Origin of the sequence: Rhodanobacter thiooxydans, assembly GCF_030291135.1 — a bacterium.
Taxonomy (GTDB): domain Bacteria; phylum Pseudomonadota; class Gammaproteobacteria; order Xanthomonadales; family Rhodanobacteraceae; genus Rhodanobacter; species Rhodanobacter thiooxydans_A.
Genome location: NZ_CP127409.1, coordinates 115,643 through 132,527 on the forward strand (window position 1 = coordinate 115,643; position 16,885 = coordinate 132,527).

The 16,885-nt window shown below is 67.0% G+C and carries 17 protein-coding genes; 4 read left to right on the forward strand and 13 right to left on the reverse strand.

The genetic code is table 11. The features are described 5' to 3' along the window. Positions 1-7 precede the first annotated feature (7 nt). The 9 genes from QQA13_RS00505 to QQA13_RS00545 form a co-directional block, all read right to left on the reverse strand. Complete coding sequence (locus QQA13_RS00505) at positions 8-553, reverse strand: DUF488 family protein (protein WP_108472216.1); 546 nt, start codon at positions 551-553, stop codon at positions 8-10. A 1-nt stretch (position 554) separates the two neighbouring features. After that, positions 555-767, reverse strand: coding sequence for a DUF2945 domain-containing protein (locus QQA13_RS00510; protein WP_108472215.1), 213 nt, complete (start codon positions 765-767; stop codon positions 555-557). Between the two features lie 361 nt (positions 768-1,128). Next, positions 1,129-2,076 carry a hypothetical protein gene (locus QQA13_RS00515; RefSeq protein ID WP_159082202.1) on the reverse strand — a complete coding sequence of 316 codons (948 nt, stop codon included), beginning with the start codon at positions 2,074-2,076 and terminating at the stop codon, positions 1,129-1,131. A 381-nt stretch (positions 2,077-2,457) separates the two neighbouring features. Continuing rightward, positions 2,458-3,162 (reverse strand): LytR/AlgR family response regulator transcription factor, encoded by a 705-nt coding sequence (locus QQA13_RS00520; RefSeq protein WP_108472213.1) that lies wholly within the window; start codon positions 3,160-3,162, stop codon positions 2,458-2,460. Beyond that, on the reverse strand, positions 3,162-4,214 hold the full coding sequence (locus QQA13_RS00525; RefSeq protein ID WP_108472212.1) for a sensor histidine kinase: 1,053 nt from the start codon (positions 4,212-4,214) through the stop codon (positions 3,162-3,164). Before QQA13_RS00525 ends, QQA13_RS00520 begins: the two co-directional genes overlap by 1 nt. A gap of 29 nt (positions 4,215-4,243) precedes the next feature. Then, positions 4,244-4,906, reverse strand: a complete 663-nt coding sequence (locus tag QQA13_RS00530; protein WP_108472211.1) for an alpha/beta hydrolase — start codon at positions 4,904-4,906, stop codon at positions 4,244-4,246. A gap of 16 nt (positions 4,907-4,922) precedes the next feature. Continuing rightward, on the reverse strand, positions 4,923-5,690 hold the full coding sequence (locus QQA13_RS00535; RefSeq protein ID WP_108472210.1) for a TonB family protein: 768 nt from the start codon (positions 5,688-5,690) through the stop codon (positions 4,923-4,925). A gap of 84 nt (positions 5,691-5,774) precedes the next feature. Continuing rightward, positions 5,775-6,575 carry an energy transducer TonB gene (locus QQA13_RS00540; protein ID WP_234411356.1) on the reverse strand — a complete coding sequence of 267 codons (801 nt, stop codon included), beginning with the start codon at positions 6,573-6,575 and terminating at the stop codon, positions 5,775-5,777. Between the two features lie 43 nt (positions 6,576-6,618). After that, the gene (locus tag QQA13_RS00545; protein WP_108472208.1) at positions 6,619-8,781 is read right to left on the reverse strand and encodes a prolyl oligopeptidase family serine peptidase; all 2,163 of its coding nucleotides are present in this window, start codon (positions 8,779-8,781) and stop codon (positions 6,619-6,621) included. Between the two features lie 147 nt (positions 8,782-8,928). Between QQA13_RS00545 and QQA13_RS00550 the strand changes: the two genes are divergently transcribed. Both QQA13_RS00550 and QQA13_RS00555 read left to right on the forward strand, forming a co-directional pair. Beyond that, positions 8,929-11,370, forward strand: coding sequence for a S9 family peptidase (locus QQA13_RS00550; protein WP_108472269.1), 2,442 nt, complete (start codon positions 8,929-8,931; stop codon positions 11,368-11,370). A gap of 126 nt (positions 11,371-11,496) precedes the next feature. Next, on the forward strand, positions 11,497-12,090 hold the full coding sequence (locus QQA13_RS00555) for an HAD family hydrolase (RefSeq protein ID WP_108472207.1): 594 nt from the start codon (positions 11,497-11,499) through the stop codon (positions 12,088-12,090). Between the two features lie 66 nt (positions 12,091-12,156). On the opposite strand, the gene QQA13_RS00560 is transcribed toward QQA13_RS00555, so the two are convergent. Next, positions 12,157-12,792 (reverse strand): hypothetical protein, encoded by a 636-nt coding sequence (locus QQA13_RS00560; RefSeq protein ID WP_108472268.1) that lies wholly within the window; start codon positions 12,790-12,792, stop codon positions 12,157-12,159. A gap of 175 nt (positions 12,793-12,967) precedes the next feature. Between QQA13_RS00560 and folE the strand changes: the two genes are divergently transcribed. Then, positions 12,968-13,591 carry a GTP cyclohydrolase I FolE gene (folE, locus tag QQA13_RS00565; RefSeq protein WP_108472206.1) on the forward strand — a complete coding sequence of 208 codons (624 nt, stop codon included), beginning with the start codon at positions 12,968-12,970 and terminating at the stop codon, positions 13,589-13,591. Between the two features lie 207 nt (positions 13,592-13,798). Beyond that, positions 13,799-14,500, forward strand: a complete 702-nt coding sequence (locus QQA13_RS00570; RefSeq protein WP_108472205.1) for an RNA polymerase sigma factor — start codon at positions 13,799-13,801, stop codon at positions 14,498-14,500. A 9-nt stretch (positions 14,501-14,509) separates the two neighbouring features. Here the strand turns inward: QQA13_RS00570 and QQA13_RS00575 are convergent, their stop codons facing one another. The 3 genes from QQA13_RS00575 to eda form a co-directional block, all read right to left on the reverse strand. After that, entirely contained in the window at positions 14,510-15,142 is a 633-nt protein-coding gene (locus QQA13_RS00575) for a DUF998 domain-containing protein (protein WP_108472204.1), read from the reverse strand. Between the two features lie 44 nt (positions 15,143-15,186). Continuing rightward, positions 15,187-16,008 carry a TlpA family protein disulfide reductase gene (locus tag QQA13_RS00580; RefSeq protein ID WP_108472203.1) on the reverse strand — a complete coding sequence of 274 codons (822 nt, stop codon included), beginning with the start codon at positions 16,006-16,008 and terminating at the stop codon, positions 15,187-15,189. A gap of 64 nt (positions 16,009-16,072) precedes the next feature. Beyond that, the gene (eda, locus tag QQA13_RS00585) at positions 16,073-16,696 is read right to left on the reverse strand and encodes a bifunctional 4-hydroxy-2-oxoglutarate aldolase/2-dehydro-3-deoxy-phosphogluconate aldolase (RefSeq protein ID WP_234411361.1); all 624 of its coding nucleotides are present in this window, start codon (positions 16,694-16,696) and stop codon (positions 16,073-16,075) included. Positions 16,697-16,885: the final 189 nt, after the last annotated feature.

Below are 16,885 nucleotides of genomic sequence, written 5' to 3' on the forward strand. Positions count from 1 at the left end.
CGCCTGCCTACAGCAGCGCGTCCTGCGCCGGTGCATAACTCAGGTGCCCATCCACGACGCGCGCCGGGGACGTGTACGGATGCACGGTCGCGTGCGCGGCGTCGATGATGTGGACCACCTCGATCCCGCGCAGCTTCAGCACGTCGGCGATGATCGAGCGGTGGCAACGCCACCACACCGCCTCGGCGCACATCATCGCCGTGCGCTTGTCCGCGGCCAGCTTGAGCAGTTCGGCAAGCCCGTCGGCGAACTCGGCCGTGGCGATGTAATCCGCATAACCCTGGAACGAGGCGTTGCGCCACGCCGTGTTCGGCGAACCCGGCTGCACCTTGCGCCGGCCGCCGAGCCTGGGTATCCACCGGTAGGCGATGCCGCGCGCAGGCAGCGTGGCGGCCAGCGCGTCGCTGGCGAAATACGGGTAGCGGCGCGAACCGGGAAAGCGGCGCACGTCGGCGATCGCCTCGATGCGGTATTCGCCCAGCAGCCCAAGAAATTCCTGCAGCGTGCGGGTGGAGTGGCCGATCGTCCAGATCGTGGCGGGGTCGTCGGGCATCTCAGTCGATCTTGTGCAGCGCCGCGCCCTTGTGCATGGCGACGTGGTCGGTCTTGTCGCTCTGGATCTCGTACTGCGGATCGGCCTCGCTGCAATGGCGCAGGTGGCCCTTGTACTCGGTGTCGCGCGTATGCACCTTGGTGATCCGGCCGGTCACGTAACCCGCTTCCGAATTCCAGCGCACGTGGTCGCCGACTTTGAAGGGGTGGTTCATGGTGGCTCCTCGTTCGTTTCCACCGACCATTGACGCATATGTCGCGTCCACGCCGGGTGCAGGGAAGTTCCGTGCGGCTGCGGAACTTCCGGGCCCGGCTAGCTGGTGCGCACACCCTGTCGAAGATGCCCAGATAGGGGAGCCTGACACCGATCTTTTTGCGGATCGGCCTCGCGGCAGTGGCACGGGTGAGCCTTCGTACTCGATATCACGCTTATGCGCACCAGTGATCTGTCCACTCACGCGCCACACTTCGGAATTCCAGCGTATGCGATCTCTGATCTCGAAAAAAGGACGGAGGTAACCATCCAAAATTAATTACCTCCGTCCCCTTTGATCACCCTTTGATCAGTGCCTTTGATCAGAAGTCTCGTCTCGTGTCGTCCGCGTACAAGATGCTATCAACGCGGAACTTGGCTCTCATATTCTTTAGATCGGTTGCCAGTACCCATTGATGCGAGTCAACAAACTTGTTGTAATCAAATCCAGAGCCGTTCTCTGTATATGTTTCGCCCGGCTTCATTGGCTTGTCAATCGTCCAATTAAGCGCGAATTTTTGTTCGCCAAACAAATCAGTTAAGATAAGAGTGCCCTTTATGGCACGAGTTGGTTTGTCTAAACCTATAGGATCAAACTGGATATTGAACCAGATATAATCCTGATAGTCCTGCGTTGCGAACCTCTTGCTCAAGAGAACTGGCTTGATAATTTCAAATTGAATCTTGTCGTTATCCGATGTTGCTGCTTCCGGATTTGTTGTAGGCGCGGCTTGACCGCTGGCTTCGGCCCGTGCATCGTCACGAGGTGTAACTGTGAGCGGGGCCAAGCCATACTTGGCGATCAGATACTGCTGCCTAAGTAGAGCAAGCGTATTCTGTTCGGTAGCCGTTTCCATTTGTGCCATTGCGCCAATGAGTCCACCACCCGCGCTGTCGGCCTTAACCTGCGCTGCAGCCGCCTTTGTTTCCTGTGCTGCAATCTCGCTTGCAAGTAAGTTGGCGCGTTCAGTATCTGGCTTGCTGGTGTTGACCTTGACGGTCATCGGCGCTCCGGACTCGATGGCCGAAATTCGTTGCTGTAATAGTGCTTTGTTGATTTGAAGTAATTGGACGCGTAGCGTAGTCAAAGCTTTAACCGCGCCACCGCTATATTGTGCATCTGTTGCGACCGCACTTGAGAGTGCAGTATCCGTTTCGCTTAGCTCATGAGTAAGCGATTTTACTTGGGCCTGTTGTTCGGGACTCAGAGACTTCGAACACGAGCCGAGTACAAGTATCAGCGATAGGCCAACCAAACATTTGTAGAACACGATTAATCCCCCTGATAATGAAATACGATCTTGCGGCTCCGGCGCACCTAACGTAGATAAATCAGTGGGTTTCTGCTTGCGCGGCCACTGATTCGCTGGATATGAAGACAGATTGAATAAGTCATAAGCTTCCCCTACAAGCGTTGTGAATTGGCACGCGCTTGCTTGGCCTCGGGGTGGAGCGCATGAACTGGATACTCGGCTTTTGATCGTTAGTCGTCAAGCGGAGTGGGGCTTGTATAAATTCAATCTGCTGCATTGGTGCACGGGGTTGCTTCGCTGCGCGGCGAACTGATCGAGATGTCCGTTCTCGGTACCCATAAGTCGCGGTAATAGAAATTGTCGCTCTGGCTTGCCTGCAGGGTTTGACGATGGCTGCACTCATCCCAGCCGCAGCAACTTCCTTACCGCCGGCAAATTACGCCGGCTGATTTCGGGATTGAGCTCGCTGCCGTCGAGGCGGGCCAGCACGCGGCCGTCGGCGAGGGTTTTCAGGCCGAGCAGGCGCGGTGGGGGGACGAGGCAGTTGCGGTGCAGGCGGACCAGCTGGTCGGGGTAGGTTTCTTCCAGCTGGCGCAACGAATCCTCGATCAGCAGTTCGCCGCGGCGGTGTTGCACCACCACGTATTTCTCGTCGGCGAGCAGGCAGATCACTTCGTCCAGTGCGATACGCACCTGTTCGCCGCGCAGCCGGCCGCTCAGGTACGCGGCCGGTTCGCGCGGGGTGTCGGCGAGACGGCGTTGCGCGCGCTGCAGCGCGTCGCGCAGGCGTTCCAGCCGCACCGGCTTGAGCAGGTAGTCGACCGCGCCCAGCTCGAACGCCTTCAGCGCGTGCGCTTCGTAGGCGGTGCAGAAGATCACCTGCGGCCGAGTGCGGCCGGCCAGGCGCTGCGCCAACGCCACGCCGTCGGTGCCGGGCATGTTGATGTCCAGCAGCAGCGCGTCCGGCTGTAGTTCGTCGAGTGCAGCCAGCGCAGCCTCGCCGTCGCCGACGTTGCCGACGACTTCCATGCCGGCGCATTCGCCCAGCAGCGCGGCCAGGCGAGCGCGCGCCAGCGGTTCGTCGTCGACCACCAGCACGCGCATCAGGCCGACCCTCGCGGCAGTTGCAGCTGCACCACGAAGTGTTCGCCCTGCGCGCCGGCCTGCACTTTCGCCAGCGGCCCGTAGCGGTAGGCGACGCGCCGGCGCACGCTGTCCAGGCCATGGCCGTTGCCGGCGGCAGGTGGGTTGGCCGGCAGCGGGTTGATGATCTCGATGCGCACGCCGTTGCCGTCGCGCCAGCCGCGCAGGCTCATCTCGCCGCCTTCGCGCAGCGGCTGGATGCCGTGGCGCACCGCGTTCTCCACCAGCGGCTGCAGCAGCAGGCGCGGCAGCGGGAAATCCCGCGGCAGCTCGTCCAGTTCGCGACGCACGCGCAGGCGCGCGCCCAGGCGCAGCTGCTCGATCGCCAGGTAGCGTTCGACCAGCGCCAACTCCTCGCCTAGCGTGCCGTCGGCACTGTCGTGCTGGCCCAGCGCGGCGCGGAACAGTTCGGAGAGGTCTTCCACCGTGCGCTCGGCGGCGTCGGGGTCGACCCGGATCAGCGCGGCCACGGTGTTCATGCTGTTGAACAGGAAGTGCGGGCGGATGCGCGCCTGCAGCGCCTCGACCTGGGCGCGGGCGACCGCGGCCAGCCGCGCCTGCCACTGCGCCAGCACGTAGAAGTAACGCAGCATCGCGGCGCCGAGCAGGGCGGCGATCAGCACGTTGTCGCGCGCGAACACGGGCAGGCTGCCGCGCACCAGGTACATCTGCAGTACGCCATCGAACCAGTGTGCCGCGATGCTGCCGGCCAGCACCAGCAGCAGGATCAGCAGCCAGGCGCCGACATACGGCAGGTGCCCGGGCAGGCGCTGCAGCCAGGGGCGCAGTGCGCACAAGGTCACCGCCACCACCATGCCCAGCAGGGTCGTGAACAGCATGCCGACGCTGTAGGCGGACCAGTCACGCGGCTCGTCGTGCGCCAGCCACATCACGGTCACCGTCAGCGCGCCCACCACGAGCAGCGCGAACAGCGCCGGCAGCTGGCAGAAATCCGGTAGTGGGCTTTGCTCGGTACGGCCGCGCAGGCCGCGCTTGGGCGTGGGTTCGCGCATGCGGCAAGTATGCCGCAGCACAGGTGCAGTTACGCCAGGCGCAGGCCCAGCCAGTGACGCAGGTCGTCGATCTCTTCGGCGCAGACGGCGTGGGCCATCGGGTAGGTATGCCATTCCACCGCATGGCCCAGCGCCTGCAGCGTGTCGCGCGAGTCGGTGCCACGCTGCAGCACCACCACCGGATCGGCTGTGCCGTGGCCCCAGAAGATCGGCGTGGCCACGTTCGCCGCGCTGCGCTCGGCAGCGAGCGTGGCCGAGATCGGCAGGTAGGTCGACAGCGCGATGATGCCGGCCAGCTTTTGCGCATGGCGCAGGCCGGCGGCCAGGGCGATCGCACCGCCCTGCGAGAAGCCGGCGAGGATGATCCGCTCGCTCGGCACGCCGCGCTCGTGCTCGCGCGCGATCAGCGTCTCCACCGCGGCGATCGAGGTGCGGATGCCGGCCTCGTCCTGCCGTGCGCGCGCATCGAAGCCGATGATGTCGTACCACGCGCGCATCGACATGCCGTTGTTGATCGTCACCGGCCGCACCGGCGCATGCGGAAACACGAAGCGCAGCGCCGGCCACGCCGGATCGACCAGCTCCGGCACGATCGGCGCGAAGTCGTTGCCGTCCGCACCGAGGCCGTGCAGCCAGAGGATGCTGTGGCGGGGCGAGGAGCCGGTTTCGCGTTCGACGGTGGGCAGGGGCATGCGGTGCTCGGTGGGGTCAGGGGGCGCTGATGATAGTGGCGACGGCATGTGGCTGCAGCGGACTGTCCAGTGCAACCTCCTGCTCCGATGGCAGCGGGATGTCGGGCTGGGCGGTCTTCGCGCCCGCTGTCGCGGCGTCCATGTGCGCGGCTTCGCGCAGGATCCGGATTTGTTGCGCGGTGTACGTCTGGCCATTGATGGTAAAGGTGAACGGCATGCGCAGTCGCGTTGCCACGGGGTGGCCATCGACCTGCTCCGGGATGGCATGCCACTGTTTGGCGGCCGTCAGTACGGCAACCTTGAACGACGGCAGCACAGGCCAGTCCGCAAACTTGTTGCTCACTTTCATGTCGGTCAAATGGCCGTCGGGTTGCACGGTGGCTTCGAGGATGAGGAGCGCCGCCTGACGTCTGCGCAACGCGTCTTCAGGGTATCGCGGCGGTGTCCGGTTGACGATGCGGGGGCCGTTGCCCATGAAGCTGATGCGCAGATCGTATTGGCCGCTCGCGTTTGGCGATGCCTGCAGTTTGGTGTAGACGAAGGTGTGCGCCGGTACCGATCGGCCGCCGAGTGTCGCCGGCACGAACTGCCACTGTTTCACCGCGGAAGACAGCACGGCGGCGATCGATGCAGGCACGTCAGGGGCGACCTGGGTGGCAGTAATGTGCCCAGTTGCATCCACGTCGACGCCAACGGCAAAAATCTGTTCGCGCTCATCGGCAGCGTGCGCCGGCAAGACGCAGACCAGCGCGAGCAAGGCGGCGCTGAGCATGGCAGTTTTCATCGGATCCCCTCCCAAGGCATCGCCAGCGCCCCCGCGCTGCGCGAGCGAACAGCATGCCGCACACGCGGCGCGGGGAACAGGATATCAGGGCGCTCGGATGATCGTGGCCGCGGTGTCCGGTTTCAGCGGACTGTCCAGCGCCAGTGTCTGGTCCGGAGGCAGCGGGATGCCGGGCTGGGCGTCGTCGGTGGTTTCCTGGCGCGCGGCGTTGTTCAGGATGCGGGTCTGCTTTGCGGTGAAGATCGGTTCGCTCAAGGTGAAGGACACCGAAAGATGCATACGGGTTGCCACGGGTTGGCCGTCGACTTGTTCCGGTATCGCGTGCCATTGCCTGGCGGCTGCCAATACAGATTTGATGAATGAGGAGCGCAATGGCCAGTCGTCGAAGCGGCTGTGCGCCGACAAGTCGCCGAGACTGCCATCCGGTCGCACGATGGCATCCAGTACGACAAAGGCGCATTCGCGTGCGTGAACGGCGTCCATGGGGTAGCGCGGCTGGATGTTCTGTTGCAGCATCCTGGGGCCGTTGCCCTCGAAGCTGATGCGCAGGCTGTAGCCGCCGTGGGTATCGGGGATGGCCTTGAGCTTGGTGTAGACGAAGGTATGCGCTGGTACCGGCTGGTCATTGTGCCGGGCCGGCACGAAGTGCCACTGCTTCACTGCGGCCGACAACACGCTCCCGATCGATGCAGGCACGTCTGCATCGAGTTGGGTGGCGGTGATGCGACCGGTGGCGTCCACGTCGGCACCAATCCTGTAGATCTGTTCGCGCGTTTCGGCAGCGTGCGCCGGCAAGACGCAGGCCAGCGCCAGCAGGGCGGCGCTGAGCAGGGCAGTTTTCATCGGATCCTCTCCCCGGTCGTCGCCGGCGCCCCCGCGCCGCACGTGTGGCCAGCATGCTGCACATGCGGCGTGGGGAACAGTGCCGTCACGGCGCCGTGCGCAACCCCAGCTCGTGCGCGAAGAACGTCAGCCCGATCGCGGTATCACCGACGCGCTGGCTGAACGGGGCGCCGATGCCGTGGCCGGCGTTCATGCGGGTCAGCAGTAGGATCGGCTGGGTCGACGAGGTGGCATTCTGCAGCGCAGCGGCGAACTTGCGCGATTGCCACGGCGCCACGCGCGGGTCGTTCTCGCCGGTGGTGAGCAGCACCGCCGGGTAGGCGGTGTTCGCCTGCACGTGCTGCAGCGGCGAGTAGGCCAGGGTGGCCTTGAACTGGGCCGGGTCGGCGATGCTGCCGTATTCGGGGATGTTGTACGGGCCGTTGGCGAAATCGGTCTCGTGCCGCAGCATGTCGTAGATGCCCACGCGCGCCACCACCGCGCGGTAGTCGCCGAGGTGCTGCACGATCTGCGAGCCCATCAGCAGGCCGCCGTTGCTGCCGCCGAGGATGCCGAGGTGGGCGCGGTCGGTCCAGCGCGCGTGGATCAGCGCCAGCGCCGCGGCGTGGAAGTCGTCGAACACATTCTGCTTGTCGAGCTTCTGGCCCTGCGCGTGCCAGGCCTGGCCGTTCTCGTTGCCGCCGCGGATGTTGGCGTAGGCGAGCACGCCGCCGCGTTCCAGCCAGGCCAGGTTCGGACCGATGAAGCCGGGTTTCACCGGCAGGTCAAAACCGCCGTAGCTGTACAGGATGGTGGGCCGCTTGCCGTTCGCCGTGGTGCCGGGCAGCGACAGCACGGTTACCGGGATCCTGGTGCCGTCCTTCGAGCGGCCGTCGATGCGCTGCGCGACCACCTTCGAATAGTCGGCGGCAGGCTTGACCTCGAATACGGTCTTCAGCGTGCCGCTGGTGCCGTCGTATTCGGCCCAGCGCGCGGGCGTGGTCCAGCCGCTGTAGCTGATCAGCGCCTTCGGCTGGCCGGATTCGGAGGCGATGTCACCGATGCCGATGCCGTGTTCCGGCAGCGGCAGGCGGCGCACGAATTTCGCGCCGGCGCCGTACTGCTCGACCCACCAGTCCGGACCCCAGCTGCGCACCACCAGGAAGCCGTCGCCGAGCGGGGCGATCTGCTGGATCGCACCCTCGCGCTCGGCCAGCACCGGCACCGCCTTGTCGTCTTCGCCGATGGCCACGACCTTGCCGCGCGGCGCATCGCGGAACGCGGCGGCGTATAGACGTCCATTCACCCAGGCGGCGGTGCGCACGTTGGCGCCGCGGTCGAGCACGCGAGTGAAGCGATCGCCATGCTGCAGGAACACCTCGGCCGGGCCGCCGTCACCGTCGTAGGCGAGCACCGCAGCCTGTGCCGTGGCCGGCGAGTTCACCAGCACGTATTCGGCGGTTTTCGCGTAGCCCTGGCCGAACACCACGCGATCTACTGCGGCGGCCTCGCCGAGCGCGTGGTGCACCAGCGTGGCGTGGAACTGTTCCACTTCCTGGCCGGCTGCCGGCGGCGCGAAGCGCACGTAGCTGAAGCCACGCTCGTCGGCGTCCCAGGCCAGGCCCTGCGGCGTGGTGCCGCCGCCAGCCCAGGGCAGGGTGTCGGGCAGGGTCTTGCCGCTGGCCACGTCGAGCACGCGGATGGTGGTCAGTTCGCTGCCGCCCTCGGCGGTGCCGTAGGCGAGGTAGCGCCCGTGCGGCGACGGCCAGTAGGCGGTGATCGCGGTGCCGCCGTGGTCGGCGTTCGGGTCCACCAGCACCTTCGCCGCACCATCCGGCCACGCCTGCGCGATCAGCACCGGCTGGGGTTGCGGCGGGGTCTGCTGCAGGTAGAACAGCGTGCCGCCGGCCAGCATCGGGCCGGAGCGTGTGGTCGAGGTGATCGCCAGCTGCTGCACCCGCGCGGTGAGCGCCTTGCCCTGCGGCATCGCGGCCATGGCCGCCTCGGTGTACGCATTCTGCGCGGTTATCCATTGCCGCACCGCCGGGTCGGCGGGGTTCTCCAGCCAGCGGTACGGATCGGCGACGCTGACGCCGTGGAACTCGCTGGACGCGGCCTGCCGCGGCGTGGGCGGGGGCAACGGCTGCGATTCGCCGATCAGCGCCAGCTCGCGCGGCGGCTTCGTCGACGGATTCACGGGCGGCAGCTGGGCTGCGATGGTGGCGCCGGCGGCGAGCAGCAGGGTGGCGGCGAGAGGCGCGAGGCGCATGGCGAAGGTTCCATGGGAGGACGTGGCAGCGAGCAGAGTAGCAACGCGTCGCCGCCGCTGCAGCCGCCGGCCGCTGACTTTCGGCAGGGGTGGCGGCGGATCGCCGGCGCGCTCGGCTATGCTGGCTTTTTTGCCCGGGAAGAATCCATGCGTCGATTGCTGCTGGCTACCCTTGTCGCCTTCACCGCCGCGCCGCTGGCAGCGCTCGCCACGCCGGCATCGACGCCGCTCAACCTGGACACCGTGATGGCCAACCCCGACTGGATCGGCCAGGCGGTGGAGTCGCCGTACTGGAGCGTGGACGGTCGCAGCCTGTACTACTTGCTCAAGCGCGACGGCAGCCCGCTGCGCGACCTGTATCGGGTCGACCCGGCGACGGGGCACGGCACGAAGCTCGACCCGGCCGCGCTGGCGCAGGCCGACGGCCCGGCGGTGTTCGACCGCGCGCACCGGCACGCCGCCTTCATCCTGCACGGCGACGTGTTCGTGATGGATCTGCAAAGCGGCCGGCGCAGCCAGCTCACCCGCACGCCGCAGGACGAATCCGCGCCGCGCTTTTCCGCCGATGGTCGCGCGCTGCAGTTCCGCGACGGCAATGACTGGTACAGCCACGACCTGGCCAGCGGCGTCACCTCGCCCGCGGCGGTGCTGAAATTCACCGACGACCCGCAGGCGAAGCAGCCCGACGCGCTGGGCGAGCGGCAGCTGGCATTGTTCAAGACATTGCGTCAGCTCAAGGCCGACAAGCAGGCGAAGCGCGACGAGGACCAGGCGCTGGCCGCCGCCGACCCGGGCCGCGCGCCGCTGCCGTTCTTTCTCGGCGACAAGATCACCCTGGTCGACAGCGAACTATCGCCGGATGGCCGCTGGCTGCTGCTGGTCACCGCGCCGAAAGGCTACGCCGCCGGCAAGGCGCCGACGCTCGCCCATTACGTCACCGACTCCGGCTACCTCGAACCGCAGGAAGCACGCGTGTACGTGGGTCGCAACGATCCGGCGCCGCAGTCGCTGCTGCTGCTCGACCTGGCCGGCCACCAGTCGTACCCGCTGACCACCGACACGCTGCCCGGGATCAAGGACGATCCGCTGAAGGACCTGCGCGCCCGCGCTGTCGCCGCGCTGCAGAAGGCCGGCAAGGCCGACCAGGCCAAGGCGCTGAAGGCGCCGGAACGGCGCGCCGTGCGCATCATCGGCAGCGCCGAGGACGGCGGTGGCGGCGGCATCGTGTGGAGCGACGACGGTCGCCAGCTCGCCATCCAGCTGCGCGCGATCGACAACAAGGACCGCTGGCTCACCAGCGTGGATTTCACCAAGCACGCGCTGGTGCCGCAGCAGCGGTTGACCGACCCGGCGTGGATCAACTGGAACTTCAACGATTTCGGCTGGCTGAAAGACGGCCGCACGCTGTGGTACCTGAGCGAACAGACCGGCTGGTCGCAGCTCTACGTCAAGCCGCTCGACGGCAAGGCGAAGGCGCTCACCGCGGGCAAGTTCGAGGTGAGCCACCCGCAGCTCAGCGCGGACGGCCAGTGGTTCTACCTGCGCACGAACCAGGTGGCACCGTACAGCTACGACGTCTACCGCCTGCCGGTCACCGGCGGCGAGCTGGCGCGCGTGACGAACTACCAGGGCATGGACGACTTCGCGCTGTCGCCCGACGGCACGCAGCTCGCCGTGCTGCATTCCGCGCCGTACGTATTGTCGCAATTGGCCGTCCAGCCGTCCGCCGGCGGCACGCCGCGCGAATTGACCAGCACGATGAAGCCCGCGTTCACCGCGCACGACTGGATCGCGCCGAAGATCGTCGAGGTGAAGTCCTCGCACGGCGCGGGCAGCATCTACGCGAAGTACTACGGCCCGGCCAGCGAGGATGCATCGCCGAAGCCGGCGGTGATCTTCGTGCATGGTGCCGGCTACCTGCAGAACGTCACGCTGTCGTGGTCGAACTACTTCCGCGAGCAGATGTTCCACAACCTGCTGGTGCAGCAGGGCTACGTGGTGCTGGACATGGACTACCGCGCCTCCGAAGGCTACGGCCGCGCCTGGCGCACCGCGATCTACCGCCAGATGGGCCACCCGGAACTGGAGGACCTGCTCGACGGCAAGGCCTGGCTGGTGCAGAACCACCACGTCGATCCGCGCCGCGTGGGCATCTACGGCGGCAGCTACGGCGGCTTCATGACCGAGATGGCGCTGCTGCGTGCGCCCGGCGAATTCGCCGCCGGCGCCGCACTGCGCCCGGTCAGCGACTGGACGCTGTACAACCACGAATACACCTCGGACATCCTCAACGACCCGCAACTCGATCCGGAAGCGTTCAAGACCAGTTCGCCGATCGAGTACGCCGACAAGCTGCAGGACCCGCTGCTGATCCAGCACGGCCTGATCGACGACAACGTGCTGGCCGAGGATTCGATCCGCCTGTACCAGCGCTTCATCGAACTGCACAAGAAGAACTTCTGGATGTCGCTGTATCCGCTGGAGCGCCACGGCTTCGTGCACGCCGATTCCTGGTACGACGAATACCGGCGCATCGATGAGCTGTTCGAGACGTACGTGAAGCCGGTGAAGGACGAGTCGGCGCACTGATCGGGCGTCATTGCCCGTCGTGCTGATGTCGTGAGGCATGCGGGCCGGTGCACGCGGCCCGCAAAAAAGCGTCATGGCTGGTGTGGGCAGGAAGGAACTACCGATGACGAAAGGACGCATCGACGCATGAATCTTGCGCTGTTCGATTTCGACGGCACCATCACCACCCGCGAGATGTTTGCCGACTTCATGCATTTCGCGGTGACGCCGCGGCGGCTGGCCGCCGGCAAGTGGCTGCTGGCGCCGGTGGTGATCGGCTACAAGCTCGGCCTGGTTTCCAGCAACGCGATTCGCTCGCACGTGGTGCGCTTCGGTTTTCGCGACGAGCCCATGGCGCGACTGGATGACGCGGGGGAGCGGTTTGCGCGCGAGGTGCTGCCCGGCGTGTTGCGCGAACAGGCGATGGAACGCATCGCCTGGCACAAGGCGCAGGGTGACGTGGTGGTAGTCGTCTCCGGCGGGCTTGACGCCTATCTGCAGCACTGGTGCCGCCGGCACGGGCTGGCGCTGATCTGCTCGGAGCTGGAAGTGGTCGATGGCCGCTGCAGCGGTCGCTATCGTGGAAGCCAGTGCGTGGGCGCCGAGAAGCCACGGCGGGTGCTGCAACAGTACGACCCCGGCGACTTCGACTGCGTATACGCCTACGGCGACACCAGCGAGGATCTTGACCTGCTGGACATCGCCGACCGACGGTACTTCAACTGGCAGGAAGTGGCCTGAGCCATCGGGCACCCCGCGTCAGGTACAGCGCAGGGTGCCCGGGACAGTGTTGTCGGACGAACTGGCTCAGTGCAGCGAAGCCAGCTTCACGCCCTTCGCCTTCAGCGCCTGCGCCACGTCGTACATCGCCTGGTTGAGGATCTTGTGGGTGTTTTCGTCGGCGCCATGGCCGAACTTCGCGTCGATGTCCTGCATCACCTGCACGTGGATGCCATGCGACAGGGCCTTGTCGAACAGATAGCCCGACCACCAGGTGCCGTCGGCGGTGGTGCCGGCGGTCACCAGCGTGCTGGCCAGCTTGGCGCCCTTCAGGTCGGCCGGCGCTGCTGGCAGTTTCACGCCCGCTTCGGTGGCGCGCTTCAGGCCGTCATTGACGGCGAAGGTCATGCCGGCGATGAAGTTGTCGGTGGCGGTCTTGCCGTACTGCTTGGTGAGCTTGGCCACTTCGGCGTTGACGGTGTCTTGGCCCAGCATCGAAACCAGCGCCGTGGCGAAGTCGAAGTGGCTGGCGCCACCACCGGCCTCGACCAGGGCGGCGGTGACGTTCAGCGCGGGCGCACCGCTGTAGGTGACGCCGCCGAACCAGTTCATCTGCGAGGCGTACATGCTGTGCGCGGGGGTGGCCGGGGCTTGCTGCGCCTGCACGGCGGTGATGCCGCCGAAGGCGAGCGCAAGGGCGAGGGCGAAGACAGTCTTGTTCATGGTGATCACTCCTTCAGATGGGTAGCGCCAGCGAGCGGATGCGCGTTGTAGACGTACCGGTGCGCATGGGATGCGATCAGCCCGCGAGAGGTTCCGGGTAAATCGGCGGCGCCGGCGGGAACCTCGGACACCGCCAGCTCATCCGATGCTTGACCACCACCAGAGAAGCTCTCCGATGCTCGATCTCGACCAGGCTTTTGCCCAGCCCGCCGTGCTGCCCGCCGCGGCCGAAACCCCGCAGCCGACCCGCGCCGAGGCCGAGGCGGCGGTGCGCACGCTGATCCGCTGGGCCGGCGATGACCCCGCGCGCGAAGGCCTGCTGGCCACCCCGGCGCGCGTGGTGCGTGCGTACGAGGAATGGTTCGCCGGCTACCGGCAGGACCCGGCCAGCCTGCTCAGCCGTACCTTCGGCGAAGTCGGCGGCTACGACGAGCTGGTCATCCTGCGCGACATTCCGCTGCAGTCGACTTGCGAACACCACCTGGCGGCGATCCGCGGCGTGGTGCACATCGCCTACCTGCCGAACCAGCGCGTGGTCGGCATCTCCAAGCTGGCGCGGCTGGTCGAGGCGTTCGGCCGGCGCCTGCAGATCCAGGAGCGGCTCACCGTGGAGATCGCCGACACGCTGGCCAAGGTGCTGCAGCCGCGTGGCGTGGCGGTGATCGTCGAGGCAAGCCACGAGTGCCTGTCCTCGCGCGGCGTGCGCCTGCACGGGGTGTCGATGCAGACCCGGCGCCTGCTCGGCGAATTCGCGCATGAACCGCGGCGGCAGGAGATCCTGGCGACACTAGCCGGCTGAGAGGTTGTGGCCATTCAACCTCTCAGGCCGGCCAGGGATGGCCGGTCGCGGATCGGGCACGCAAGTGCCTGATTCGCGTGAGCGAGTCCGGGCGTGTACCGGACTCGCGATAGAAGAAAACCACAGGAAGTGGTTTTCTTCACGGGCGCTGACCCGGGAACCTCAAGTCGCCCCAATGCATCGGATCAGGTGTAAAAGGAGAAAACCATGTCAGCCCATGCCCATGTTTCACCCGTCGATGTCGCCGCGCTGGACGATCACGCGCTGGTGGCGCTGGTCCGCGACGGTCATCGCGAGGCGTTCCGCCACATCATGCAGCGCTGCAACCAGCGGCTGTTCCGCGTGGCGCGTGCCGTGCTCGGCGAGGATTCGGAAGCGGAAGACGTGCTGCAGGAATCGTATATGCGTGCCTATCACAAGCTGGATTCGTTTCGAGGCGACTCGACCCTGTTGACCTGGCTGACCAGCATCGTGCTGAACGAGGCGCGCGGGCGCCTGCGCAAACGGCACGCCATGGTCGGCCTGGAGCAGGTCGACGCGGCGGTGGACGATAGCCACCAGGTCATCCAGTTCCCCTCGAAGTTCGGCAGCGAGGATCCGGCCGTCGCGGCCGCCCGCAGCCAGATCCGCCACCTGCTCGAACACGCCATCGATGAACTGCCGCCGGCATTCCGCACCGTCTACATGATGCGCGAGGTGGAGGAGTGCTCGGTCGAGGAAACCGCCCACCTGCTGGCGATCAAGCCGGAGACGGTGAAAACGCGCCTGTATCGCGCGCGCCGGTTGTTGCGCACGTCGCTGCACGGCAGCCTGGCCGAAACGATGAGCGGGGCGTTCCCGTTCATGGGCCAGCGTTGCGCCCGCGTCACCGACGCGGTGATGGCGCGGCTGGATGCCGAAACGGTGTAAGGCGTTTTTTCAGGCGGCGCGGTGGCGCCGCAGCCAGTTCGCCGCCAGCAGCAGCCACGCCAGGATCAGCGCGATCACCAGTCGCTGCTCCAGTCCGCGCGGCATGCCGTGCCACAGCGCGTCTGTCCAGATTCCCGCAAAGCCGGCCAGCGCCAGCGCGAACGCCGGCGCGAAGCGCGGACGCCAGTGCGGATCGGTACGCAGCCACCACGACTGCAGCAGCATCGCCACGCTGACGCACAGGAACGCCGTCTGCGCCGCGATGCCGTGCACGAAGCCTTCCAGCGTGGGCGCGTGGCCGGGCAGGTTGCTGTGTGCCAGCGCGGTCACGCACAGGCCGGCACCGGCGCAGACGAACAGCAGCCATGGCGCCGCGCTGCGGTACCCATGCCGCAACGCGACGTAGTAACCCGCGCCCAGCGAGGCCAGTGCGAGCGCCAGCACGACGTATGCCGCCTGCAGCCAGTGGCCGTAGGCGTCCAGCAGGTAGAAGCTGAGCGGCGCGTGCATCCAGTCCAGGTCGTTGCGCAGTACCTGCACGGCCACGGCGACGATGCCGAAGAGCAGCAGGCCGACCAGCGCAAGGTGGCCGAGCGTGCGGCTGGTCGCGGCGTTCGGTCGGGTGGATTCTGGGTTGTGCATGGACCATGTCAGCAGATGGCGGTGGAGTCGCTCGCGGGGTGCGGTCAGCGCGGCGCCGGCGCGGTGGGTGGCTGGATCCGCTGCAGCCGTTCGGCCAGCGTGGCGCGCGACAGCTCGCCGATGTGCATGTCGCGCAGGCGACCGTCGGCATCGAGGAACAAGGTGGTCGGGTAGCCGCGGGCGTTGTAGTGGTTCGACAGCTGCAGGTTGCCGTCGATCAGCACGTGCTGCAGCGCCAGCCGCTGCACCTGCATGAAGTGCTTCACCGCCGCCGCCGATTCGCCCTGGTCGGCGAACACGAAGCGGATCTGCGGCGTCGCTTGCTGCGCCTCGGCCAGCACCGGCATCTCGCGTCGGCACGGCCCGCACCAGGTGGCCCACAGGTTGATCACGGTGGGCTGGCCGCGCAGCGTTTGCAGCGGCACCTCGCGCCCGTCCAGGTCGCTCAGCACGAGGGCCGGCAAGCCGGGATGGGTGGTTGTGGTCAGCTTGTACGCGACCAGTCCCGCGAAGGCCCAGGCCATGACGCCGACCGCCACGCCGGCAGCCAGTGGTCGTCGCAGCGGTGGCCGGCGCCAGCCGATCGCCGCCGCTGCCGCCAGCAGCCCGAGCACGCCGACGATCGGGTCGAAGCCGTGGTCGCGGATGTTCAGGATGCTCAGTGGCTGCTGCATGTACTGCGGCCACCAGCCGGCCACGTAGGCGGCGCGCGCGGCGAGCAGGCCGATGCCGAGTGCCAGGTACAGCGCGTTGCCGGCGTCGGCATGACCGCGCCGATGCAGGAAGCCCGCGCTGGCGAGCGCGGCGATGACGCCGAACAGCAAGGCCAGCAGGCCGGACGAGAGCGCGAGCGGTCCGATGTTCAAGTAGTCAGTCCTGGCCTGGCCCGCCGCGGGATCGGCGGGCATATGCAGCAGGGCACCTTACCCGTTATCGCGCGGGCGGTGGGTTTCCGCGCAAGCCGGCCGCCTCGCGCGCCAGCCGTTCGATGCCAGCCCAGTCGCCGCTGGCGAGCTTGTCGGCGGGCGTGAGCCAGGAGCCGCCCACGCATAGCACATTCGGCAGGGCGAGGAAATCAGGCGCGCTGCTCAGGCTGATGCCGCCGGTGGGGCAGAAGCGGATCTGCGGCAGCGGACTGGCCCAGGCGCCGAGCAGTTTGGTGCCGCCGGCCGGTACCGCCGGGAAGAACTTCAGGTGGCGGTAGCCGCGTTCGAGCAGCGCCATCGCCTCGCTGGCGGTGGCCACGCCCGGCAACAGCGGCAGTGCGCTGTCGTCGGCGGCGTCGAGCAGGCGCGGCGAGGTGCCGGGCGACACGGCAAAGCGCGCACCGGCCTGCTGCGCGGCTTCGAGGTCGCGTGCAGTCAGCGCGGTGCCGCAGCCGACCATCGCGCCTTCCACTTCGGCGGCGATCGCGCGGATCGCGTCCAGCGCTGCCGGCGTGCGCAGGGTGACCTCGATCGTCGGGATGCCGCCGGCGACCAGCGCACGCGCCATCGGCACGGCGTTGCGGGCGTCCTCGATGATCACCACCGGGATCACCGGCGCCAGCCGCATCAGGGTTTCGACTTGCTGCTGCTTTGCTTTGATGGAGGTGGTCACGTAAGACTCCGGTTTTTGGACTCCTCCCCCTGCGTGCAGGGGGAGGTTGGGAGGGGGTTGCTCAGGATGGCGGGGAAGATCAAGAGCGACCCCACCCCGGCCCTCCCCTGCTGCGCCCCAAAGGGACTTCCTTCGGTCGCAGGG

Coding starts and splice junctions, on each gene's coding strand:
- QQA13_RS00570 (WP_108472205.1), top strand. CDS start 13,799: ATGTCAGCCCATGCCCATGTTTCACCCGTCGATGTCGCCGCGCTGGAC.
- QQA13_RS00505 (WP_108472216.1), bottom strand. CDS start 553: ATGCCCGACGACCCCGCCACGATCTGGACGATCGGCCACTCCACCCGC.
- QQA13_RS00530 (WP_108472211.1), bottom strand. CDS start 4,906: ATGCCCCTGCCCACCGTCGAACGCGAAACCGGCTCCTCGCCCCGCCAC.
- QQA13_RS00535 (WP_108472210.1), bottom strand. CDS start 5,690: ATGAAAACTGCCATGCTCAGCGCCGCCTTGCTCGCGCTGGTCTGCGTC.
- QQA13_RS00520 (WP_108472213.1), bottom strand. CDS start 3,162: ATGCGCGTGCTGGTGGTCGACGACGAACCGCTGGCGCGCGCTCGCCTG.
- QQA13_RS00575 (WP_108472204.1), bottom strand. CDS start 15,142: ATGCACAACCCAGAATCCACCCGACCGAACGCCGCGACCAGCCGCACG.
- folE (WP_108472206.1), top strand. CDS start 12,968: ATGCTCGATCTCGACCAGGCTTTTGCCCAGCCCGCCGTGCTGCCCGCC.
- QQA13_RS00555 (WP_108472207.1), top strand. CDS start 11,497: ATGAATCTTGCGCTGTTCGATTTCGACGGCACCATCACCACCCGCGAG.
- QQA13_RS00550 (WP_108472269.1), top strand. CDS start 8,929: ATGCGTCGATTGCTGCTGGCTACCCTTGTCGCCTTCACCGCCGCGCCG.
- QQA13_RS00510 (WP_108472215.1), bottom strand. CDS start 767: ATGAACCACCCCTTCAAAGTCGGCGACCACGTGCGCTGGAATTCGGAA.
- QQA13_RS00545 (WP_108472208.1), bottom strand. CDS start 8,781: ATGCGCCTCGCGCCTCTCGCCGCCACCCTGCTGCTCGCCGCCGGCGCC.
- eda (WP_234411361.1), bottom strand. CDS start 16,696: ATGCGGCTGGCGCCGGTGATCCCGGTGGTGATCATCGAGGACGCCCGC.
- QQA13_RS00560 (WP_108472268.1), bottom strand. CDS start 12,792: ATGAACAAGACTGTCTTCGCCCTCGCCCTTGCGCTCGCCTTCGGCGGC.
- QQA13_RS00525 (WP_108472212.1), bottom strand. CDS start 4,214: ATGCGCGAACCCACGCCCAAGCGCGGCCTGCGCGGCCGTACCGAGCAA.